Source organism: Pseudomonas avellanae BPIC 631 (genome assembly GCF_000444135.1).
Lineage (GTDB): Bacteria > Pseudomonadota > Gammaproteobacteria > Pseudomonadales > Pseudomonadaceae > Aquipseudomonas > Aquipseudomonas avellanae.
In genome coordinates, this window is record NZ_ATDK01000564.1 from 13,464 (window position 1) to 35,512 (window position 22,049).

Annotated in this window: 17 protein-coding genes and 1 pseudogene; 5 read left to right on the forward strand and 13 right to left on the reverse strand. The window is 59.8% G+C overall.

The window, feature by feature from the left end:
* Nucleotides 1-22 precede the first annotated feature (22 nt).
* From ihfB to mtnA, 9 genes and pseudogenes are all read right to left on the reverse strand, one after another.
* Nucleotides 23-319 (reverse strand): integration host factor subunit beta, encoded by a 297-nt coding sequence (ihfB, locus tag DW49_RS0125530; protein WP_002554561.1) that lies wholly within the window; start codon nucleotides 317-319, stop codon nucleotides 23-25.
* Between the two features lie 314 nt (nucleotides 320-633).
* Nucleotides 634-2,325, reverse strand: a complete 1,692-nt coding sequence (gene rpsA, locus DW49_RS0125535) for a 30S ribosomal protein S1 (RefSeq protein ID WP_002554562.1) — start codon at nucleotides 2,323-2,325, stop codon at nucleotides 634-636.
* 121 nt (nucleotides 2,326-2,446) lie between these two features.
* Entirely contained in the window at nucleotides 2,447-3,136 is a 690-nt protein-coding gene (gene cmk, locus DW49_RS0125540; RefSeq protein ID WP_005616463.1) for a (d)CMP kinase, read from the reverse strand.
* Nucleotides 3,133-3,789, reverse strand: coding sequence for a hypothetical protein (locus tag DW49_RS1000000134535; RefSeq protein ID WP_477742857.1), 657 nt, complete (start codon nucleotides 3,787-3,789; stop codon nucleotides 3,133-3,135). The genes cmk and DW49_RS1000000134535 overlap by 4 nt, the downstream gene beginning before the upstream one ends.
* A gap of 42 nt (nucleotides 3,790-3,831) precedes the next feature.
* A pseudogene (locus tag DW49_RS1000000134540) lies at nucleotides 3,832-4,749 on the reverse strand (prephenate dehydrogenase/arogenate dehydrogenase family protein); the annotation flags it as partial.
* A 57-nt stretch (nucleotides 4,750-4,806) separates the two neighbouring features.
* Nucleotides 4,807-5,901 carry a prephenate dehydratase gene (gene pheA / locus DW49_RS0125550; RefSeq protein ID WP_005616461.1) on the reverse strand — a complete coding sequence of 365 codons (1,095 nt, stop codon included), beginning with the start codon at nucleotides 5,899-5,901 and terminating at the stop codon, nucleotides 4,807-4,809.
* Nucleotides 5,901-6,986: a 3-phosphoserine/phosphohydroxythreonine transaminase gene (serC, locus tag DW49_RS0125555; RefSeq protein WP_005616460.1), complete on the reverse strand. Its 1,086-nt coding sequence runs from the start codon at nucleotides 6,984-6,986 to the stop codon at nucleotides 5,901-5,903. Before serC ends, pheA begins: the two co-directional genes overlap by 1 nt.
* A 186-nt stretch (nucleotides 6,987-7,172) precedes the next feature.
* Nucleotides 7,173-9,959 (reverse strand): DNA gyrase subunit A, encoded by a 2,787-nt coding sequence (gene gyrA, locus DW49_RS0125560; RefSeq protein WP_005616459.1) that lies wholly within the window; start codon nucleotides 9,957-9,959, stop codon nucleotides 7,173-7,175.
* A gap of 303 nt (nucleotides 9,960-10,262) precedes the next feature.
* Nucleotides 10,263-11,339 (reverse strand): S-methyl-5-thioribose-1-phosphate isomerase, encoded by a 1,077-nt coding sequence (gene mtnA, locus DW49_RS0125565; protein ID WP_005616458.1) that lies wholly within the window; start codon nucleotides 11,337-11,339, stop codon nucleotides 10,263-10,265.
* Nucleotides 11,340-11,458: 119 nt separating this feature from the next.
* Between mtnA and DW49_RS0125570 the strand changes: the two genes are divergently transcribed.
* From DW49_RS0125570 to DW49_RS0125590, 5 genes are all read left to right on the forward strand, one after another.
* Complete coding sequence (locus DW49_RS0125570; protein ID WP_005616457.1) at nucleotides 11,459-12,790, forward strand: TRZ/ATZ family hydrolase; 1,332 nt, start codon at nucleotides 11,459-11,461, stop codon at nucleotides 12,788-12,790.
* A gap of 85 nt (nucleotides 12,791-12,875) precedes the next feature.
* Nucleotides 12,876-13,574: a bifunctional 2-polyprenyl-6-hydroxyphenol methylase/3-demethylubiquinol 3-O-methyltransferase UbiG gene (ubiG, locus tag DW49_RS0125575; protein ID WP_003378938.1), complete on the forward strand. Its 699-nt coding sequence runs from the start codon at nucleotides 12,876-12,878 to the stop codon at nucleotides 13,572-13,574.
* 3 nt (nucleotides 13,575-13,577) lie between these two features.
* Nucleotides 13,578-14,249, forward strand: coding sequence for an N-acetylmuramic acid 6-phosphate phosphatase MupP (gene mupP, locus DW49_RS0125580; protein ID WP_005616456.1), 672 nt, complete (start codon nucleotides 13,578-13,580; stop codon nucleotides 14,247-14,249).
* Between the two features lie 27 nt (nucleotides 14,250-14,276).
* Nucleotides 14,277-15,008, forward strand: coding sequence for a YciK family oxidoreductase (locus DW49_RS0125585; protein ID WP_005616455.1), 732 nt, complete (start codon nucleotides 14,277-14,279; stop codon nucleotides 15,006-15,008).
* Nucleotides 15,009-15,254: 246 nt separating this feature from the next.
* Complete coding sequence (locus tag DW49_RS0125590) at nucleotides 15,255-16,181, forward strand: GGDEF domain-containing protein (RefSeq protein WP_005616454.1); 927 nt, start codon at nucleotides 15,255-15,257, stop codon at nucleotides 16,179-16,181.
* Nucleotides 16,182-16,211: 30 nt separating this feature from the next.
* On the opposite strand, the gene DW49_RS0125595 is transcribed toward DW49_RS0125590, so the two are convergent.
* The 4 genes from DW49_RS0125595 to DW49_RS0125610 form a co-directional block, all read right to left on the reverse strand.
* Nucleotides 16,212-16,997 (reverse strand): iron-containing redox enzyme family protein, encoded by a 786-nt coding sequence (locus tag DW49_RS0125595; RefSeq protein WP_005616453.1) that lies wholly within the window; start codon nucleotides 16,995-16,997, stop codon nucleotides 16,212-16,214.
* A gap of 30 nt (nucleotides 16,998-17,027) precedes the next feature.
* The gene (locus tag DW49_RS0125600) at nucleotides 17,028-19,484 is read right to left on the reverse strand and encodes an EAL domain-containing protein (protein WP_024420554.1); all 2,457 of its coding nucleotides are present in this window, start codon (nucleotides 19,482-19,484) and stop codon (nucleotides 17,028-17,030) included.
* A 123-nt stretch (nucleotides 19,485-19,607) separates the two neighbouring features.
* Entirely contained in the window at nucleotides 19,608-21,422 is a 1,815-nt protein-coding gene (locus DW49_RS0125605) for an ABC transporter ATP-binding protein (RefSeq protein ID WP_005616451.1), read from the reverse strand.
* Nucleotides 21,415-22,047, reverse strand: a complete 633-nt coding sequence (locus DW49_RS0125610; RefSeq protein WP_005616449.1) for a DsbA family protein — start codon at nucleotides 22,045-22,047, stop codon at nucleotides 21,415-21,417. The genes DW49_RS0125605 and DW49_RS0125610 overlap by 8 nt, the downstream gene beginning before the upstream one ends.
* Nucleotides 22,048-22,049: the final 2 nt, after the last annotated feature.

Here is a 22,049-nt window from a genome sequence, read left to right on the forward strand (position 1 = left end):
GGTGATCCTGTGGTGAATGGCTTTAAAAGCCTTCTTCTTCATCCTCGTTGACCCGGTCCCGCAGCTCCTTGCCCGGCTTGAAATGCGGAACAAACTTGCCATCGAGGCTGACCGATTGCCCGGTCTTCGGGTTGCGTCCGACTCGCGGTGCACGGTAATGCAGCGAGAAGCTGCCAAAACCCCGAATTTCGATTCGGTCACCGGTTGCCAGGCACTGGGACATTTGTTCAAGCATGGTCTTGATGGCCAGCTCGACATCCTTGGATGAGAGCAGCCCTTGATGGGTGACAATTCGTTCGATCAACTCCGACTTCGTCATATTTTTCCCTTCTTTTTCAAGCAGCTAGATCAGCGCTTGGAAGGTTTTAGCATGACCGGATGAATTTGAACAGCCCATGTTTTGACTTATGTTCAACGCTGTCAACCATGCATGAACAGATTACAGCCACGCTACACGTGAGGGGCGTTTACAGAGAGGGAAATAAACGAGGGCCTGGTAAGGCCTGGAGGCTATAGGGAGCGCGTGTAACCGAGGTCAGGCCTTCAAAGGGGGTCTGGCTCAGGCCCGTATCACATAAATGCCAGGCATGAAAAAGGGCGACCGAAGTCGCCCTTTTTATGGTCAAGCAGAACTTAGTTCTGTTTTTCCATTTGCGCGCGCAGCAGGTCACCAATAGTGGTAGGACCAGTGCTTTCAGCGACTTCAGGCTTGCTACGCAGGCTCTGGATCGCTTCTTTCTCGTCTTCAACGTCTTTCGACTTGATGGACAAGCTGATTACGCGGCTCTTGCGGTCAACGCTGATGATCTTGGCTTCGATCTCTTCGCCTTCTTTCAGAACGTTACGCGCGTCTTCAACGCGGTCACGGCTGATTTCGGAGGCTTTGAGGGTCGCTTCGATGTCGTCGGCCAAGGTGATGATGGCGCCTTTGGCGTCAACTTCTTTAACGATACCGCGAACGATAGCGCCCTTGTCATTGACAGTGACGTACTCGGAGAACGGATCGCTTTCCAGCTGCTTGATACCCAGCGAGATGCGCTCGCGCTCAGGATCAACAGACAGGATCACGGTGTCGAGCTCGTCGCCCTTCTTGAAGCGACGTACGGCTTCTTCGCCCACTTCGTTCCAGGAGATGTCGGACAGGTGAACCAGGCCGTCGATGCCGCCGTCCAGACCAATGAAGATACCGAAATCGGTGATCGACTTGATGGTGCCGGAGATTTTATCGCCCTTGTTGAACTGGCCAGAGAAATCTTCCCATGGGTTGGATTTGCACTGTTTGATGCCGAGGGAGATACGACGACGCTCTTCGTCGATGTCCAGAACCATGACTTCCACTTCGTCGCCAACCTGAACGACTTTCGAAGGGTGGATGTTCTTGTTGGTCCAGTCCATTTCGGAAACGTGTACCAGGCCTTCCACGCCTTCTTCCAGCTCTGCGAAGCAGCCGTAATCGGTCAGGTTGGTAACACGCGCGGTAACGCGGGTGCTTTCCGGGTAGCGAGCCTTGATAGCAACCCATGGGTCTTCACCCAGTTGCTTCAGACCCAGGGAAACACGATTACGCTCGCGATCGTACTTCAGGACCTTTACATCGATCTCGTCGCCAACGTTGACGATTTCCGATGGATGCTTGATACGCTTCCAGGCCATGTCGGTGATGTGCAGCAGGCCATCGACGCCACCCAGATCGACGAATGCGCCGTAATCGGTGAGGTTCTTGACGATACCTTTGACTTGCTGGCCTTCCTGAAGGGACTCGAGCAGAGCTTCGCGCTCGGCACTGTTCTCGGCTTCCAGGACACTGCGACGGGAAACGACAACGTTGTTGCGCTTCTGGTCCAGCTTGATGACCTTGAACTCGAGCTCTTTGCCTTCCAGGTGAGTCGTGTCACGCACAGGGCGGACGTCAACCAGAGAACCAGGCAGGAACGCACGGATGCCGTTAACGTCGACAGTGAAGCCGCCTTTAACCTTACCGTTGATAACGCCCTTGACCACTTCTTCAGCTGCGAAAGCCGCTTCCAGAACGATCCAGCACTCGGCACGCTTGGCTTTTTCGCGGGACAGCTTGGTTTCGCCAAAGCCATCTTCGACCGCGTCCAGCGCAACGTGAACTTCATCACCGATCTTGATGGTCAGCTCGCCAGCGTCGTTGTGGAACTGCTCCAGCGGGATGAGGCCTTCAGATTTCAGACCGGCGTGAACCGTAACCCAACCTGCCTGGTAGTCGATATCAACGATGATAGCGGTGATGATCGAACCGGCCTGGAGGTTGAGGGTCTTTAGGCTTTCTTCAAAAAGTTCTGCAAAGCTTTCGCTCATTTTAATTCCTGTTGATCAAGGGCGAAGGATACGCCCATCTGCCACGCTCCAGACAACGTGGGTTTCGTTCAAGTAAAAGAAAGCCTGCAGGACTATGACTGGTCTCCCACACGCCTCTTCGTCATCCGGCGATATCGCGAAGCGCGATTTCACTCAGAATGCGTTCCAGCACCTGTTCGATGGACAATTCAGTGGAATCCAGCTGTATGGCGTCGTGCGCCGGCTTTAGCGGAGCTACCGCTCGCTGGGTGTCACGCTCGTCGCGTGCACATATCTCATCTAGCAGACTTGACAGACTAACATCATCGCCCTTGGCCTTCAACTGCAAGTAACGTCGGCGCGCACGTTCCTCGGCACTCGCGGTGAGGAATACCTTCAGCGGGGCGTCGGGAAACACGACCGTGCCCATGTCGCGACCGTCTGCGACAAGGCCCGGTTCTTCCTGAAAGGCGCGCTGGCGCATCAGCAAGGCGTCGCGCACGGCGGGCAACGACGCCACCTGCGATGCGCCACTGCCGATCTGCTCGTTGCGAATGGCCTGGGTAACGTCCTCACCTTCAAGAATGATGCGCTGCCCCTGCCCCGCCGCTGTCGTCTCGAACTGAACATCCAGATGAGCAGCAAGCAATTTGAGCGCTTCTTCGTTGGTCAGGTCGACGCCATGATTGCGCGCAGCGAAGGCCAGCAGGCGGTACAGCGCGCCTGAATCAAGCAGGCACCAGCCAAGTTTCTTGGCCAGCAGCCCGGCTACAGTGCCTTTTCCTGAACCGCTAGGTCCGTCGATGGTGATAACGGGTGCTTTGATTTTCACTTTATGTCCTCTTGCGCTACACGCATGCCGACTTGAGCGCACAGCGCCAGAAAATGGGGAAACAATGTGGCGGCGTCCGCACAATCATGAATACGGATGGGCGCCGAGGCCCGCAACGATGCAACACGAAAAGCCATGACAATACGCTGATCACTGCGAGCATCAATCTCGCCGCCGCCGGGCGTACCGCCTTCTATAATGATGCCATCCGGCACAGGTTCGGCCTCGATACCGAGCACCGTCAAACCGTCAGCCATAAGCCTGACGCATTCCGACTCGCCTGCCTGCAGCGTCTCTGCGCCGCGCAGAATGGTACGCCCTTCTGCACAGGCTGCGGCGATAAGCAGCACAGGAAAGGGGTCGATCGCCAGCGCAACCAGCGCCTCCGGGATATCCGCACCTTTCAGCCGAGCCGAACGCACGTGCAGGTCCGCCAGCCGTTCATCTGCCAGCTCGCGAACATTTTGCAGCACAACATCGCCGCCCATCAGACGCAGAATGTCGATCGCCCCTTCACACATCGAGCCGACGCGAACATCCTCGAGCAGCAGATCACACCCTTCGCTGATCGAGGTCGCGACCATGAACAGGACGGCGGACGTGACATCGGTCGGCCCTTTGATGCGATGGCTGACGCTTTCTGCAGAGCGCACCCGCAAGTCATCCGGTGCCTCATGATGATCGGCAGAGGTCGTATCGACGCGCGCACGGCTGGCAAGAATTCTGCCGAAGTGCTCTCTGGCTGCGCGCGCGCGGGTAAATACATCCAGCAACTGCGCGCCATCGCCAGCATCCACAGCATCGCGCAGGGCATCGAGGTCACTGCGAAAACTGTCCAGCGTGCGCAAGACCGACTCACGATTGGCCATGAAGATGTCGTGCCACATGGTCGGATCGCTGCCCGCGATACGCGTGAAGTCACGAAAGCCGCCAGCGGCATAGCGGAATATTTCCAGGTTTTCGTTACGTTTGGCCAATGAGTCGACCAGACCGAATGCCAGCAAGTGCGGCAGATGACTGGTCGCCGCCAGCACGTCGTCGTGACGCTCGACCTGCATGTGCTCGACATCCGCACCCAGCGCAGACCACAACCGATGCACAACGGCAACAGCGTCGGGGTCGGTTTCAGGCAGCGGGGTCAGAATGACCTTGTGACGCCTGAACAACGCAGCGTTGGAAGCTTCGACGCCGCTCTGCTCGGACCCGGCAATCGGATGCCCAGGCACAAAGCGTGACGGCATATGGCCGAACGCCTGACGTGCCGCTCTGACCACATTGCCTTTGGCGCTGCCGACGTCGGTGAGGATGGCGCCCCCCAGGTCCAGCGGTGCGAGCAGCGCGAGGAGCTTTTCCATCGCCAGAATCGGCACCGCCAACTGAATCACGTCGGCGCCCCGGCAGGCCAGGGCAAGATCGGCTTCGCAGCGATCGACAACCCCGAGCTCGACCGCAAGCTTTCGCGACTGCGGATCAAGATCGACGCCGACCACTTCACGGCACAGGCCGCTTTCGCGCACGCCCTTGGCAAACGAGCCGCCGATCAGCCCAAGCCCCACGACCACCAGCCGACCGATCAACGGCCGGGCCGGTTGTTCCGAAATCACATCAACCACGCGAGCACACCTGGCAGCCCGAAAAGGCAACAAACAAACGGATCATGCACAACGCCCTCAAAGAACCGCTTTCGGGTAGGAACCCAGCACCTTCAAGGCAACGGCTTCACTGCTTATTTTTTCCAGTACGGCTTTGACCAGCGGGTCCTGGTGATGGCCGACGAAATCGATGAAGAACACGTAGGTCCACTTGCCACTGCGCGACGGACGGGTTTCGATACGTGTAAGGTCCAGTCCATTCTCATGGAACGGCACCAGCAACTCGTGCAGCGCACCCGGCTTGTTGCTCATCGAAACAATGATCGAGGTCTTGTCGTCACCGGTCGGCGGGACTTCCTGATTGCCGATGATAAGGAAGCGCGTGGAGTTGTCCGGGCGGTCTTCGATCTTTTCCGCCAGACGGGTCAGACCATAGAGACCAGCTGCCATATCGCCAGCAATGGCCGCCGAGTTCCATTCGCCCTTGACCCGCTTGGCGGCTTCGGCGTTGCTGGCCACGGCAACACGCTCGACATTCGGGTAATGGGCGTCCAGCCATTTGCGGCACTGGGCCAGCGACTGCGCGTGGGAGTAGATACGCGAAATGCTTTGCGTCTTGGTGCTCTCACCGACCAGCAAATGGTGGTGAATGCGCAACTCGACCTCGCCACAGATGACCATGTCGTGCTCAAGAAAGCTGTCCAGCGTGTGGTTGACCGCGCCTTCGGTGGAGTTTTCCACCGGGACCACGCCAAAGTTCACCGCACCAGCAACCACTTCACGGAACACTTCATCGATGGCAGCCATCGGCAGACTGATCACGGCATGGCCGAAGTGCTTCATGGCCGCGGCCTGGGTGAACGTACCCTCAGGGCCGAGATAGGCGACCTTGAGCGGCTGTTCAAGGGCCAGGCAGGAGGACATGATTTCGCGAAACAGCCGCGCCATTTCTTCGTTGCTCAATGGGCCGCGATTGCGGTCCATGACCCGCCGAAGCACCGCTGCCTCGCGTTCCGGGCGATAGAACACCGGCACTTCGCCTTCTGCCAGCGAAGACATTTTCACCCTGGCCACTTCCTGAGCACAGCGAGCGCGCTCACTGATGAGTTCCAGGACTTTCTCGTCGAGGCTGTCGATACGGACGCGAAGCGCCTTGAGTTCTTGCTCGGACATCAGCCGTGCTCCTTCTCGAAATCTTTCATGTAGGCAACCAACGCGTTGACCGCGCTGATATCGACTGCGTTGTAGATGGAAGCGCGCATGCCGCCCACCGAACGGTGGCCTTTCAGATTGAGCAGGCCATTGGCATCGGCACCGGCCAGAAACGGCTTGTCGAGACGGTCGTCAGCTAAACGGAACGGCACGTTCATCCACGAGCGATCCGGCGTGTTGATCGGGTTGCTGTACAGCCCACTGGCATCAATGAAGTCATACAACGTGCGCTGTTTGATGTCGTTGAGCTTGCCGATCGCCTCGACGCCGCCCTGCTCCTTGAGCCACTCGAAGACCAGCCCGGACAGATACCAGGCCAGGGTTGGCGGCGTGTTGTACATCGAGCCGTTGTCGGCAGCGACTTTGTAGTCGAGCATGGTCGGGCACAGCGAACGCGCGCGACCGAGCAGGTCTTCGCGAATGATTACCACCACCACACCGCTCGGGCCGATGTTCTTCTGGGCACCGGCGTAGATCATGCCGAAACGCGAAATGTCCACCGGGCGCGAGAGGATGTCAGAAGACATGTCGGCGACCAGTGGCACGTCGCCAGTTTCCGGAATCCAGTTGAATTCCAGACCACCAATGGTTTCGTTCGGCGCGTAATGAACGTAGGCGGCGTCTTTGGACAGCGTCCATTCGTTCTGGCCGGGGATGGCGAAGTAATCGTAGGCCTTGGCGCTGGCGGCCACGTTGACCGTGCCGTAGCGCGACGCCTCATCAATAGCCTTCTGCGACCAGATGCCGGTGTCGATGTAATCGGCCTTGCCGTTTTCAGGCAGCAGGTTCAGCGCGATCTGCGCGAACTGCTGGCTGGCGCCGCCTTGCAGGAACAGCACTTTGTAATTGGAGGGAATGGACAACAGGTCGCGAAGATCCTGCTCGGCCTTGTTGGCGATGGAGACGAACTCATCACTGCGGTGGCTCATCTCCATGACGGACAGGCCTTTGCCGTGCCAGTCGAGGAGTTCCGCCTGGGCACGCAGCAGAACAGCTTCAGGAAGCGCAGCAGGACCTGCGCAGAAGTTAAAGGCTCGCTTGCTCATATCCACTCTCGTCAAATACGTTGGGTCTGTACGCGCGTGTTACCGGGTGCTGCATCACGAGCGGGCAGCTCGCGACGGGAAATTCTGATCCGGCTGCAGGGCGGCCGAATGTCGCAAGGGCCGGACTTGCCTGGAATGCACATGCACCTCCAGACGAGCCAGCCCTTACCTGATTTACGTTACCGCTCAGTTCTGCGGTTCGTCTTCGTCCGGGGCCGCGTCCGCCTGCAGGTCTTCACCTGCCTCGTCTGCGTCGGTGACGTCCACATCAACGATTACGCCATCGACGACCTCGTCACCCTCAAGCTCTTCGCCTTCGACTTCCGACGGCTCCTGAACACGCTCCAGGCCAACCAGTTTTTCGTCGCTGGCCAGCTTGATCAGGGTCACGCCCTGGGTGTTACGACCCAGGCTGGAGACTTCGCCGACGCGGGTACGAACCAGTGTGCCCTGGTCGGAGATCAGCATGATTTCCTCGCCATCCAGCACCTGAACCGCGCCGACCAGACGGCCGTTACGCTCGTTGCTGACCATGGCGATGACGCCCTGACCGCCACGCTTGTACTCAGGAAACTCGGAAATGGCCGTACGCTTGCCGAAACCACGCTCGGAAGCGGTGAGGATCTGGCTGCCTTCTTCCGGGATCAGCATCGAAATCAGCTTCTGCCCTTCTGGCAGACGCATGCCGCGCACACCGCGAGCCGTACGGCCCATGGCGCGAACGTCGGATTCCTTGAAGCGGGTGACCTTGCCGCCGTCGGAGAACAGCATGATTTCCTGTTCGCCATCGGTGATGGCTGCGGAAATCAGGATGTCACCTTCGTCGAGTTCCAGCGCGATCAGGCCGACGCTACGCTGACGGCTGAAGGCCACCAGTGGAGTCTTCTTGACGGTGCCGTTGGCCGTGGACATGAAGATGAATGGCGCCTTCTTCTTGTCGGCAGCCTTGATGCGCGCCTTGCGCTCTTCTTCGGTCTCGCTGCTGTTTTCCGCGTCGTCCAGCTCGCCTTCGAGGGCTTCGCCTTCTTCGTCGGCACGCTTGCGCATGGCCTCGAGATCGACCGGCAGCATGGTGGTGATGTATTCACCTTCGCTCAGCGGCAGCAGGTTGACCAGCGGACGACCACGGGCAGCGCGAGACGCTTCCGGAATCTCGTAAGTCTTGAGCCAGTACACCTTGCCCTTGCTGGAGAACATCAACAGCGTGGTGTGGCTGTTGGCGACCAGCAGGTGAGCAATGTAGTCCTCATCCTTGATGCCGGTGGCCGACTTGCCCTTGCCGCCGCGACGCTGAGCCTGGTAGACCGCCAATGGCTGGGTCTTGGCATAGCCGCCGTGGGAGATGGTGACCACGCGTTCTTCTTCGGTGATCAGATCACCCAGGGTGAGGTCCAGGCGCGCATCGAGAATCTCGGTGCGACGCGCATCGCCGTATTCGGCGCGGATCAGTTCGAGCTCTTCGCGGATCACTTCCATCAGGCGCGTGGCGCTGTTGAGGATGCGGATCAGCTCGCCGATCTGAGCCAGAATTTCCTGGTACTCACCCAGCAGTTTTTCGTGTTCCAGACCGGTCAGGCGGTGCAGACGCAGTTCCAGAATGGCCTGAGCCTGTTCTGGCGACAGGAAATACTTGCCTCCACGCAGGCCGTATTGCGGGTCGAGGTTCTCGGGGCGGCACGAATCGGCACCGGCGCGCTCGACCATCTCGACCACTGCGCTCGATTCCCAAGGCGTCTTGATCAGCGCTTCCTTGGCTTCGGCAGGTGTCGGGGACGCCTTGATCAGGGCAATGACCGGATCGATGTTGGACAGCGCAACCGCCTGACCTTCAAGGATGTGACCACGCTCGCGCGCCTTGCGCAGTTCGAACACGGTACGGCGGGTGACCACTTCTCGGCGGTGACGCACGAAGGCTTCCAGCAGGTCCTTGAGGTTCAGGATGCGTGGACGACCGTCGATCAGGGCAACGATGTTGATACCGAAAACGCTTTGCAGCTGGGTCTGGGCGTACAGGTTGTTGAGCACAACCTCAGGCACTTCGCCACGACGCAGCTCGATGACCACGCGCATACCGTCCTTGTCGGACTCGTCGCGCAGTTCGGTGATGCCTTCGAGTTTCTTTTCCTTGACCAGCTCGGCGATCTTTTCGATCAGACGCGCCTTGTTCAACTGGTAAGGCAGCTCGGTGATGACGATCTGCTGACGACCGCCCACCTTGTCGATGTCTTCGACGATGGAGCGGGCACGCATGTAAATGCGCCCGCGGCCGGTGCGGTAGGCTTCGATGATGCCGGCGCGACCGTTGATGATCGCCGCCGTCGGGAAGTCCGGGCCGGGGATGTACTGCATCAGTTCGTCGATCGTCAACTCGGGGTTGTCGATCAGCGCCAGACAGCCGTCGATGACTTCACCGAGGTTGTGCGGCGGAATGTTGGTCGCCATGCCCACGGCGATGCCGCTCGAGCCGTTGACCAGCAGGTTGGGAATACGGGTCGGCATGACCGCAGGGATCATTTCGGTGCCGTCGTAGTTCGGCACCCAGTCGACGGTCTCTTTGTGCAGGTCGGCCAGCAGCTCGTGAGCCAGCTTGGTCATGCGCACTTCGGTGTATCGCATGGCCGCAGCGTTGTCGCCGTCGACCGAACCGAAGTTGCCCTGGCCGTCTACCAGCAGGTAGCGCAGCGAGAATGGCTGAGCCATACGAACGATGGTGTCGTACACGGCAGTGTCGCCGTGCGGGTGATACTTACCGATCACGTCACCAACCACACGGGCGGATTTCTTGTACGGCTTGTTCCAGTCGTTACCCAGCTCGCTCATTGCGAACAACACGCGCCGGTGCACGGGCTTCAAGCCGTCGCGCGCATCGGGCAGTGCTCGACCGACGATTACGCTCATTGCGTAGTCGAGGTAGGACTGCTTCAGCTCGTCTTCGATATTGACCGGGAGGATTTCTTTGGCCAGTTCGCCCATGAGAAGCCTGATTCCTTTTTCTGGTGAAACCTCGCAAACCCATTCGGGGTATACGAAGCTCGCCGCTGCCAGCATTTGCAGGGCAGCGACTTACGACAAATCAACGAGTTATGCCATGAAACTGCGCAGTGTGGGTGACGCCAGTGAGTGTCCCCGATAACCGCCTGATGTTACCACAACCGCCGAGGCGCTCACATCCTTTGCAGGCGCTGAAAACGAGCCACCTGCGCACAAGCCGCCTGAGAGACGCTTACAGGCCCGCGCAGCCGCTTTGGCAAAGCGGCTGCGCGTGCACTGCGCTAATCAATGAAGGTGTTTGCGGCTCATCAACTGCGCCATGCGGGCAGTGTCGGGACGCTCGACGATGCCTTTTTCGGTCACGATGGCGTCGATCAGGTCTGCCGGCGTCACATCGAACACCGGATTGAAGGCCTCGACATCGGCGCCCACTCGCTGACCGCCGACTTCAAGCAGTTCGCGGCCGTCGCGCTCTTCAATGATGATGTCGTCGCCGCTGGCCATCTCCATGTCGATGGTCGAACTCGGCGCCACCACCATGAAGCGCACGCCGTGGTGCATGGCGGCAACGGCCAGCTGATAGGTGCCGATCTTGTTCGCCACATCACCGTTGGCGGTGATGCGGTCGGCACCGACGATGACCCAGGTGATGCCCTTGGTGCGCATCAGGTGGGCGGCGGCCGAGTCTGCGTTGAGGGTCACCGGGATGCCTTCATTGGCCAGCTCCCAGGCGGTGAGCCGCGAGCCTTGCAGCCAGGGCCGGGTTTCGTCGGCATACACCCGCTCGATCATGCCTTCCAGGTGCGCAGCGCGAATCACACCCAGCGCAGTCCCGAAGCCGCCAGTGGCCAGCGCCCCGGTATTGCAGTGGGTGAGCACGGTTTGCAGGTTGCCCTGATGCCTGCGGATCAGGTCGGCACCCAATTGCGCCATGGTCAGGTTGGCTTCGCGGTCGCTCAAATGGATCGCCACGGCTTCTGCCTCCAGCGCCGCCAGAGGGTTGTCACCGTTTTTCACGCGCATCAGACGGTCACGTATCCGGTTCAACGCCCAGAACAGGTTGACCGCAGTCGGGCGTGAGTCGGCCAGTAGCTGCATGTCTTCTTCCAGCGCCGGGTACCAGTCGCCACCTTCAGCAATACGGGCGCGAGCACCCAGCACTGCACCATAGGCGGCACTGATGCCAATGGCTGGCGCGCCACGCACGACCATTGTGCGAATCGCCTCGGCGACACCCGCAGCCGTGGTATAGCGGTGCCAGACCTCCTCGAACGGCAGTACCCGCTGATCCAGCAGGTACAGAGCGTCGTCCCGCCAATCGATGGCCTTTACTTTCTCTGCAGCCAACAGTCGATCGCGCATCGCCAACTCCATCTTGAACATCCGAAACCCAGCATCAAAAGCCGCTGATTATAGCGAGCCGCCTGCGAAGACGCTCGGGTATACTTCGCCATCAACGTAATAAGCGATGGAACCTTCTCATGCCGAACGCTACAGCACCGCTCGACCTTTTGCTCCTGCCCGCCTGGCTGGTGCCGGTCGAGCCCGCAGGCGTTGTGCTCAAGGACCACGGCATCGGCATTCGCGACGGCTGTATCGTCTACATCGGCCCGCGCGCCGAGGCGTTGCGGCAAAACGCCTCGCAGGTGCAGGAACTGCCCGGCATGCTGCTCAGCCCCGGCCTGATCAACGCCCACGGCCATGCGGCAATGACGCTGTTTCGTGGCCTGGCCGATGACCTGCCCTTGATGAGCTGGCTGCAGGACCACATCTGGCCCGCCGAAAGCCAATGGGTCAATGAAGACTTCGTGCGCGACGGCACCGATCTGGCCATCGCCGAGCAGCTCAAGGGCGGCATCACCTGTTTCTCGGACATGTATTTCTACCCCAAGGTTGCCGCCGAGCGCGTCCACCTCAGTGGCATGCGCGCGCAAATCACCGTGCCGGTGCTGGATTTCCCGATTCCGGGCGCTCATAACGCCGATGAAGCGCTGCACAACGGCATCGAACTGTTCAACGAACTGGCCCATCACCCGCGCATCAAGATCGCCTTTGGCCCCCATGCGCCCTACACCGTAGGCGATGAGAACCTGGAAAAGGTCCGGGTCATCGCCGACGAACTGGACGCCATGATCCAGATGCACGTGCACGAGACAGCCTTTGAAGTCGAGCAAGCCGTCGAACAGCATCAGGAACGCCCCCTTGCCCGCCTGAACCGTCTGGGCATGCTCGGCCCGCGCTTTCAGGCCGTACACATGACCCAGATCAGCGACGCCGACCTGGCCCTGTTGGTGGAAAGCAACACCAGCATCATTCATTGCCCCGAATCCAACCTCAAGCTGGCCAGCGGTTTTTGCCCGGTTGAACGACTGTGGCAGGCCGGTGTGAACGTTGCAGTGGGCACCGATGGCGCGGCCAGCAACAATGACCTCGACCTGCTCGGCGAAACCCGCACCGCCGCCCTGCTCGCCAAGGCCGTTGCCGGTTCGGCCACGGCGCTGGATGCTCATCGGGCACTGCGCATGGCCACTCTGAACGGCGCTCGTGCACTGGGCATCCAGGCTGAGACCGGCTCGCTGGAGCTCGGCAAGGCCGCAGACATGGTCGCTTTCGACCTGTCCAGGCTGGCGCAGCAACCGATCTACGATCCGGTATCTCAGCTTATATATGCCACTGGCCGCGATTGCGTGAGCCATGTCTGGGTGGCCGGCAAACAGTTGCTCGACAACGGCCGCCTGACCCGAATGGACGAACACGCACTGCGCGACACTGCCATCGCCTGGGGCCAGCGTATTTCCGGTAAAGCCGAATAATTCGCTGCGGACCGAACACATGCCAGCCTGGCTTATCTATAAGCCAGACTGATGAAAACGAATTTTGAGTTCAAGAGGGACACCCATGAGCAACGTCGACCGCGCAGAAATCGCCAAATTCGAGGCCCTGGCCCATCGCTGGTGGGACCGCGAAAGCGAATTCAAGCCGCTGCATGACATCAACCCGTTGCGCGTCAACTGGATTGACGAGCGCGTCAACCTGGCAGGCAAGAAGGTGCTGGACGTCGGCTGTGGCGGCGGCATCCTCAGCGAAGCAATGGCCCTGCGCGGTGCAACCGTCACCGGTATCGACATGGGCGAGGCACCGTTGGCCGTCGCGCAACTGCACCAGTTGGAGTCAGGCGTCAGCGTCGAATACCGGCAGATCACCGCTGAAGACCTGGCCGAAGAAATGCCCGAGCAGTTCGACGTGGTGACGTGCCTGGAAATGCTCGAGCACGTGCCCGACCCCTCTTCGGTGATTCGCGCCTGCCACCGCATGGTCAAGCCCGGCGGCCAGGTGTTTTTCTCGACCATCAACCGCAACCCGAAGGCCTATCTGTTTGCCGTGGTGGGGGCGGAATATATTCTCAACCTGCTGCCACGCGGCACCCATGATTTCAAGAAATTCATCCGCCCGTCCGAACTGGGTGCCTGGAGCCGCGATGCAGGCCTGCAGGTCAAGGACATCATCGGCCTGACCTACAACCCGCTGACCAAGCATTACAAGCTGGCCTCCGACGTTGACGTCAACTACATGATCCAGACCCTGCGGGAGGCCTAAGCCATGCGCTTGAGAGCGGTTTTATTCGACATGGATGGCACTTTGCTCGACACCGCGCCGGACTTTATCGCCATTGCTCAGGCGATGCTGGCTGACCGCGGCCTGCCTGCCGTCGCCGACAAACTGATCCGCGACGAGATTTCCGGCGGCGCCAGGGCCATGGTCTCCGCGACCTTTGGGCTGTCGCCGCAAGCGCCGCAATTCGAGGCACTGCGCCTGGAGTTTCTGGAGCGCTATCAACGTGACTGCGCTGCGCACAGCAAGCTGTTCGACGGCATGGCCGAGTTGCTGGCCGACATTGAAAAGGCCGGATTGATCTGGGGCGTGGTGACCAACAAGCCGGTGCGCTTCGCCCAGCCGATCATGGAGCAACTCGGCCTGGCCGAACGTTCTGCCGTGCTGATCTGCCCGGACCACGTCACGCACAGCAAGCCGCACCCCGAGCCGATGATTCTGGCCTGCAAGATGCTCGATCTGGACCCGGCCAGCGTTCTGTTTGTGGGTGATGACCTGCGTGACATTGAGTCCGGACGGGATGCGGGCACCAAAACCGCTGCCGTGCGCTACGGCTACATCCACCCCGACGACAACCCGGACCACTGGGGTGCAGACGTGGTAGTCGATCACCCGCTCGAGCTGCGCAAGGTGCTGGATAACGCACTGTGCAGCTGCTGAGCCATACCGCCACACGCGAGGCCCTTCATGCTTGATTACTCCGCGCACCCGGAACTGCTCAAGGGCCGGGTCATTATGGTCACCGGCGCGGCTCGCGGCATCGGTGCCGCCGCCGCCAGAGCCTATTCTGCGCACGGCGCAAGTGTCGTGCTGCTGGGCCGAACCGAGGCCAGCCTTGCCGAGGTCAGTGACCAGATAAAGAGCGCAGGTCAGCCGCAACCGCTGATCATTGCGCTGGATCTGGAAAGCGCCATGGCGCAGCAGTACCGCGAGCTGGCAACTCGGGTCGAGCATGAGTTCGGCCGTCTTGACGGCTTGCTGCACAACGCGTCGGTCATCGGTCCGCGCACGCCGCTGGAGCAATTGCCTGACGAAGACTTCATGCACGTCAACGTCAACGCCACCTTCATGCTCACCCGCGCATTGCTGCCATTGCTCAAGCGCTCGGAAGACGCTTCGATAGCCTTCACTTCCAGCAGCGTCGGCCGCAAGGGACGCGCGAACTGGGGCGCGTATGGCGTCTCCAAATTCGCCACCGAAGGCCTGATGCAAACCCTTGCAGATGAGCTTGAGGGCGTTACGGCCGTGCGCGCCAACAGCATCAACCCAGGCGCGACACGCACGGGCATGCGAGCGCAGGCTTACCCCGATGAAAACCCGCTGAACAACCCTGCCCCCGAGGACATCATGCCGGTCTATCTGTACCTGATGGGCCCCGACAGCAAAGGCATCAACGGTCAGGCCCTGAATGCCCAGTAAGTGAAAACAGGCAGAATCGAACACAGGCAGAACTAAAAATCGAAGCACGCTTTCGTGACAGAAAACTGTCATAAAAGCTGTTTTCAAGGCATTTCCAGGTCAATGATTTGCCACAAAACGTTCACTGTCAGAGAGCTGGCGTCAGCTAAACCACTGATTTTAATAAGTCCAGCCAAAAGTGAACCGAATGGCGTGAGGTCCCCTCTAACCGAGCCAAGCCTACATTATGTGCTGAGGAGCGAAGAGATGAATTTTCCTACCCAGACCCATGCAATCGATTTCGATACGGCTGAACTGCAACGCCTCGGTTTTCGAAACCGACCCGATGCCGTCCTCCCGCCCCCGTCACTGCCCGAGCTGGTCTACCAGCTTGGGCGACAACTGCAGACCAGCCTGGAAGCCGAGCGGATACTGACCCTTTTCTTTCAGGGCGTGCAGCGCTTCCTGCCATTAAATGGCCTGGCCTACCGACATGTTGAGAGCGACCTGCACCTGCGTCTGGGCGAAATGTCATCCGACAGCGCCAGCTTTCACCTGCGCCACGAGGGCAAGTGCATCGGCGAACTGGAGTTTCAAGGCGCAAAGCCTTTTGATACCCGGCAGCTGAGCGACCTCGAGTCTCTGCTGGTGTGCCTGGTCTACCCGCTGCTCAATGCACTGCTGTACCGCATTGCCACGCAGACCGCACTGCGCGACCCGCTGACCAGTACCGGCAACCGCATCGCGATGGATCAGAGCCTGGCTCGTGAAATAGAAATTTCGAGCCGCCACAAGCAACCGCTGTCACTGCTGATGCTGGATATCGATCATTTCAAGAAAGTGAACGATGAATACGGCCATCACACCGGCGACGACGTGCTGAAAACCGTGGCGCAAAGCCTGAAAGCGCAGCTGCGCAATATTGATCGGGTGTTCCGTTATGGCGGCGAAGAGTTCGTGGTGATTCTTTCCAACACGGGCGCCACGGCGGCCGAACTGATCGGCGAGCGCCTGCGTCAGGCGGTGCGCAACCTTGAGTTTTGCGAACTTGACCCGGCACTGACCATGACTGTCAGCCTGGGCTGCTCGACACTGCTGCCGACGGAAACCGCCGACAGCCTGCTGCGCCGGGCAGACAACGCTCTGTACGTCGCCAAACGCGAAGGCCGCAACCGTCTCGCCATGGCCAGCTAGCACCCCACTCCCCGCCTTCTCGCCCAGTTCCTACATTTCCAGTGCGGCAACCCGCCCACGTGGAGACTTTACTTTGTCCAGCTGCATGCAGCGTTCAAGGAACAGGTACATGTAGTCGTAGCTTTTGGTAACAGCCTGACGCAACTCGGCCTGCAATTGAAGACTCGGCTTGTTACCCACCAGCGTGCAAATGATCTCGAGCGCCTCCCAAGGGTGCGCGTCATCGTACTGTGCGTGCATCTTGAGCCACTTCATGGACTTCTTGCGGGTCTCTTCCGCAAATGCCTCAGCGTACACGCCGGTGGAGCAGACCACCGCCGACCACTCGCCGGTCGCCCCCTCAATGGCGTAATTGGTGGCCGCCATCGCAACGGCCAGGGAGTCGGAAGAGCTGGTCTGCCAGCACCAATGGCTCAGCGCGTGCAGTTCAGGGGCCACCCGCTGATCGTGGAGATCTTCAAGCGTCACGTCATGGGCCGCACACCAGTTCACCCAGTAGTCGGCATGATTGAGTTCGACACGAATATTGCGCATCAGCCAGCGCCGCGCCATGTCTTCGCCAGGGTGACGACCAAAGCGCGTCTTGGTGAGATTCTTGGCCATGTACACAGCAAATTGCTCGACGACTGGCCATCCGCCGATCAGGTACTGACGCATGATCTGCGGGCTCAGCTTCGCGTCACGCATCTGCTGGTACAACTCGTGCTCGACCACCCGCGCCTTTGCGGGACTGCAATCGTTGATCAACTGCTGCGCCCAGTCCGGGTAACTGCTGGCTTCCATGAGCGGACCGGTTCTCTCGAAAGTGTCGATCACTGTGTATCTCCTTATAAGGGTTTCAACTGATTAACGTAGCGTTCCTGGCGCGCCGAACATCAAGGGGTCAGGCCGTACGGGTTGAATGTACAGACTCTCACACGTGAACAATTCAGGGCGCGCAATCAGATAGCCCTGTGCAAAATCCACGCCCATCTCCTGCAATGCAGACTCTACCTGCGGCGTTTCCACGTACTCTGCGATGGTGCGCTTACCCATCACATGACCGATATTGTTGATGACTTCGACCATGGCCTTGTTGATCGGATTGTCGAGCATGTCCTTTACAAAACTGCCATCAATTTTCAAAAAGTCCACGGGCAGATGCTTGAGGTAGGCAAACGAGGACATGCCTGAACAGAAGTCATCCAGGGAAAACTGACAGCCCAGCGCCTTCAATTCATTGATGAAACGGACGGCGCTGTCCAGGTCTGCAATGGCGCTGGTTTCAGTGATCTCGAAGCAGATCATTTCCGGCGCCACAGCAAAGGTCTTGAACTGCTGTTTCAGGTATTCGAGAAAAGTATCATCTCCAATACTTGAACCCGACAAATTTATAGCACACAGCGCTTGCGGCACCTGATGCTGGTCATCGCTCTGGCATTGAGCGATGACTTTGAAGACGTTCTGCACCACCCAACGGTCCAGCGTGGTCATCAGCCCATAGCGCTCGGCGGCCGGAATGAAGTTGTCCGGAACAACCATGCGCCCGGACTCGTCACGCAGGCGCAGGAGGATTTCAATGTGGCGCACCTCGTTGCCCTGATCCTTGATCGAAGCGATTTCCTGCGCATAAAGGCAGAAGCGATTTTCATCCATTGCCATGTGCAAGCGCTGTATCCAGGCCATTTCGCCGAAACGCATCGACAGGGTCAGATCGTCGACGCTGTAGACCTGAACCCGGTTACGGCCCTTCTCCTTGGCCATGTAGCAGGCCATGTCGGCAGCAGACAGCGACCCCTCCAGCGTGGCGGGCGTGTCGCCAAGGTGCACCAGACCAATGCTGACAGTGGTCATGAATGGCCGGCCTTTCCACATGAAATGCAGGCCCTGGACAATCTCGCGCAACGCCTCGGCAATGTCGTGCGCGGTGCTGGCGGTGCAGTCGACCAGCAGCACGCCAAATTCGTCACCGCCCAGCCGGGCCAGCGTGTCACCGTCGCGCAAGCCCTGCGGCAAGGCCCGACAGAGCTGGCGCAACAGCTCGTCACCTGCGGCATGGCCGCCGGTGTCGTTGACCAGCTTGAACTGGTCGAGGTCGAGAAACATCAGGCAGTGACTGCCGGTAGTGCTGTCATCGAGCACCTGTTGCAGGCGGCGCTCGAACTCACTGCGATTGACCAGCCCGGTCAATGGATCATGAGCGGCCTGCCATGACAGGTCAGCGATGTACTGCCGTTCCTGAGTCATGTCATGCAGCACCAGCACCGCGCCGCTGACCACCCCTTCGGTGTAGATAGGCGTACCGACCAGCGCCACCGAGACCGTGCTGCCATCCAGCCGCTGGATCAGCTTGCTGTCGGCGCTGCCGCCCTTGAGCTTGCCGGTGACAATCTGGTCAATGAGCGTCGAACTGTCTTTCTGATCGTTTTCATCCAGCAGGTTGAACAATGCCGCCAGAGGCAGGCCGCTGGCCTGAGTGCTTTTCCAGTGCGTCAGGCCTTCGGCAGCGGGGTTCATGTACACAATAGTGCCGGCCACATCGATGGTGATCACCCCGTCGCCGATAGACTCGAGGGTAATCTGAGCGCGCTCTTTCTCCAGTTGCAAGGCATCGGCAAACAAGCGCCGCTGGACGATCAGGCGGCGCACGCGCAACAGCGCGAGAAGAATCAGCACGACAGCGGTGAACAGATTGACCGCCATCAGCAGATTGAGAATAAACCTCGAACCTTCGCCCAGCGCATCGCTGAATGCCTTGGCCGCAGGCGTTACACCTTCGTTGATGACGTTGATCTGCACGCGCCACTGATCGACCTCGGCGGAGGTCACATCGCCCTGGCTGACCCGGTGGTGAATATGCAGTGCAAGCTCGTTGAGCTGCGTGAGGTAGCTGTCGCCCACCGCCCAATAATGAATGGCTTGTTTCATGAAGCTGAAGTTGTGGAAGTTCAGGTACATCCAGATGATGCCATTCACATCATCCGGGTGATTGCCGCCCTGAATGATCCCTGCACGGGCGTCTGAAAGCGACGGAATAGGTTGGTCAAGCGCCTTGCGCAGCGCTTGGCCACCCTGTGGCACAGCGAGGGCGTTCTGGTATTTCAGGTAGTCACGTTCATCGTGGGTATTGGCGTACAGGCTCAGATAGTGGATAGCGTCTTTCTGACCCTTGGACCAGAGACTCTCACCCGCCACGTAGCTGCGCACCGCAGACATGGTGTAGAGGCTGACACACCCCAACAACGCCTGAAACAGTGCGACGGCAATAAAAGGCCACACGATGCCCAGCAGACGGGGCTTGGAGAAGGTCCATGCTTGCTTCATGGGTTTCACGTCACCACATGCCTGAATAAACGTCTAGCGCAGAGACTAGGCTAAATTCGTCAATGATGGCAGGTGATTCTCCCGCAATTAAGCCAACCTGTGCGCTGATCGAGGCAATACCCATCAGATTTGTTGCAGATGTCCGTACAGCTTGGCGTAAAGACCTTCATCGGCAATCAGCTGCTGATGGTCGCCGTCTTCGACGATTCGCCCGCCGTCGAACACCAGCACCCGGTCCGCCTGCTTAACGGCTGACAGACGATGGGCGATGATCAGTGTCGTGCGGCTGCACAGAAACCGCGCCAGGGCCTGATGCAGGTTGAACTCGGTGGCGGCGTCCAGCGCCGAGGTCGCTTCATCGAGGATGACCACTTTCGGATCGGACAACACCATGCGCGCGATGGCCAGGCGCTGGCGCTGCCCGCCAGACAGGCGCACGCCGGAACGCCCCAGTACGCTGTCCAGGCCTTGCGGCAGGTCACGCAGTTGCGCAACCTCCAGCGCCCGCCAGCAGGCTTCATCGCTGCAGTCACGGCCCATGGTCAGGTTGGCGCGCACGGTATCGTTGAACAGTGCCGGATGCTGCAAGACCACAGCGACGTTCTCACGCACCGTGTCCATACCGATATCCTGCTGGCTGACGCCGCCGAAGCGGATGACTCCGGTGCGCGCCGTGTACAGGCCCAGCAGCAACTGCACCAGGGTGCTCTTGCCGCCACCACTGGCACCGACAATGGCGACCTTCTCGCCCGGCGCAATGCTCAGGTTCAGTTGGTCCAGCACCAGATCCTCGCCATAGCCGAAACTCAGGCCGCGCACCTCGACACTCACCGTCTCGCGCCCCTTGAACGGGTCCGCGCCACCCGCGTAGTGCGGCTCGTCGGCACGCGCGAGCAGTTCGTTGATGCGCGTCAAAGCCCCGCCCGCCGCATAATAGGCGTACTGCAGGTTCAGCAATTGCTCAACCGGCGTCATCATGAACCACAGGTAACTGAAGACCGCGAGCATCTGCCCGATGGACAGGTCCGAGAACAGCACGGTGAGCATTGCCGCCGCGCGAAAGATGTCGATGCCGAACTGGAACAGCAGCCCGCTGGCCCGCCCGGAAGCGTCGCTTTTCCACTGTGAATTGATCGCGTAATCGCGAACTTCCTGCGCTTTTGCGCCCAGACGGCCGAGAAAAAAACCCTGCCGGTTGCCTGCCCTGACCTCCTGAATCGCATCCAGCGTTTCGCTCAGCGCCTGAGTGAACCGCGAGGTGCTGTCGTTTTCCAGTTTCTTGACGTGTTTTACCCGCTTGCCCAGCTTCACCGTGAGCAGAATCACCAGCGGGTTGAAGAGCATGATCAGCAGGGCCAGCTTCCAGTGCATCCACATCAGGATGCCCGCCGTGCCGGCCAGGGTCAGCGTGGACACCAGCAGGCGACTGAGGGTCTCGCCGACGAACTTGTCCAGCGTGTCCAGGTCGGTCACCAGATGCGTGGTGACGGTGCCGCTGCCCAGGCTTTCGTATTCGCGCAGGGAAATCCGCTTGAGGCGCTCGATCAGGCGCAGCCGGATGCGATAGACAATGTCCTTGGCCAGCCCGGCAAACAGCCGCGCCTGCAACACATTGAACACCAGCGCCCCGACCCGCAGCACCAGCGTCAGCAAGAGCATCAGGCCAATGTAACCCACAGCTTTTTGCAGGCTGTCAGGCAACAGGTGGTTCATGACGTTCAGGGCAGCGTCGCCGCGCCCCAGCAACACTTCGTCGACCAGCAACGGCAGCAACAACGGGATCGGCACGCTGCACAGGGTCGCCAGAACCGCGACACCATTGGCCAGCCACAGGGCTTTTTTATGACGCAGCGCAAGACGACGGATTTCGGCCCAGCTCAGCGTATCGCGATGGCCGACAGACGATGGGTGAGCACCTTCGGGCAAATCATCACGCACTGGCGCCGCGCTCCAGCCATCGGCCCAGCAGGGGAGCAAGACTGGCAAGTGGCTGATAACCATTGGTCAGCAGCGCCAGTTGCCCATTGCGCTCGGCGAGCAGAGTCGGAAACCCGGCAATGCCCAGATCCTGCGCCCAGGCAAAATCTGCTGCCGTTGCCGCCTGCCGCTCGGGACTGTCAAATTCATCGGCAAACGCCTGGCGCGACAGGCCGGTCTGTTCGGCCAACTCAGCCAGCAAAGACGGGCGAGTCACGTCGCGGCCTTCGCTGTAAAAGGCCCGCTGGATCAGCCCGACCAGCGCCCAGGCGCGATCCGGGTCGAGATGCCGGGCGGCAGTCACCGCCAGACAGGCCGGAGTCGTGTCATAGACAAAGCCTTCCGGCAGCGCGCCCTCAAGCCGGAATGTCTGGCCGGTGGCCTCTTCGACCGCCTGCCAGTGTTCAAGAATGTAACGGCGCTTGGCCGGTTCCAGCGCAGCGCTTTCAGCACGCAAACCGCCCATCACCAGATGCAACGGCACACCCGCCGCCCGAGCCTGTGCGACCAGCGCTTCGGCAACCGGAGCGAAACCCCAGCACCACGAACACATGGGGTCCATGACATAGATCAGGCGGGAAGACATGG

Excerpts from the sequence above, each read along its gene's own strand:
- pheA (WP_005616461.1), bottom strand. The coding sequence starts at position 5,901 with ATGTCCGAGCAAGAACTCAAGGCGCTTCGCGTCCGTATCGACAGCCTC.
- DW49_RS0125610 (WP_005616449.1), bottom strand. The coding sequence starts at position 22,047 with ATGTCTTCCCGCCTGATCTATGTCATGGACCCCATGTGTTCGTGGTGC.
- rpsA (WP_002554562.1), bottom strand. The coding sequence starts at position 2,325 with ATGAGCGAAAGCTTTGCAGAACTTTTTGAAGAAAGCCTAAAGACCCTC.
- DW49_RS0125590 (WP_005616454.1), top strand. The coding sequence starts at position 15,255 with ATGAATTTTCCTACCCAGACCCATGCAATCGATTTCGATACGGCTGAA.
- DW49_RS0125570 (WP_005616457.1), top strand. The coding sequence starts at position 11,459 with ATGCCGAACGCTACAGCACCGCTCGACCTTTTGCTCCTGCCCGCCTGG.
- DW49_RS0125600 (WP_024420554.1), bottom strand. The coding sequence starts at position 19,484 with ATGAAGCAAGCATGGACCTTCTCCAAGCCCCGTCTGCTGGGCATCGTG.
- mtnA (WP_005616458.1), bottom strand. The coding sequence starts at position 11,339 with ATGCGCGATCGACTGTTGGCTGCAGAGAAAGTAAAGGCCATCGATTGG.
- serC (WP_005616460.1), bottom strand. The coding sequence starts at position 6,986 with ATGAGCAAGCGAGCCTTTAACTTCTGCGCAGGTCCTGCTGCGCTTCCT.
- mupP (WP_005616456.1), top strand. The coding sequence starts at position 13,578 with ATGCGCTTGAGAGCGGTTTTATTCGACATGGATGGCACTTTGCTCGAC.
- ubiG (WP_003378938.1), top strand. The coding sequence starts at position 12,876 with ATGAGCAACGTCGACCGCGCAGAAATCGCCAAATTCGAGGCCCTGGCC.
- DW49_RS0125585 (WP_005616455.1), top strand. The coding sequence starts at position 14,277 with ATGCTTGATTACTCCGCGCACCCGGAACTGCTCAAGGGCCGGGTCATT.
- gyrA (WP_005616459.1), bottom strand. The coding sequence starts at position 9,959 with ATGGGCGAACTGGCCAAAGAAATCCTCCCGGTCAATATCGAAGACGAG.
- ihfB (WP_002554561.1), bottom strand. The coding sequence starts at position 319 with ATGACGAAGTCGGAGTTGATCGAACGAATTGTCACCCATCAAGGGCTG.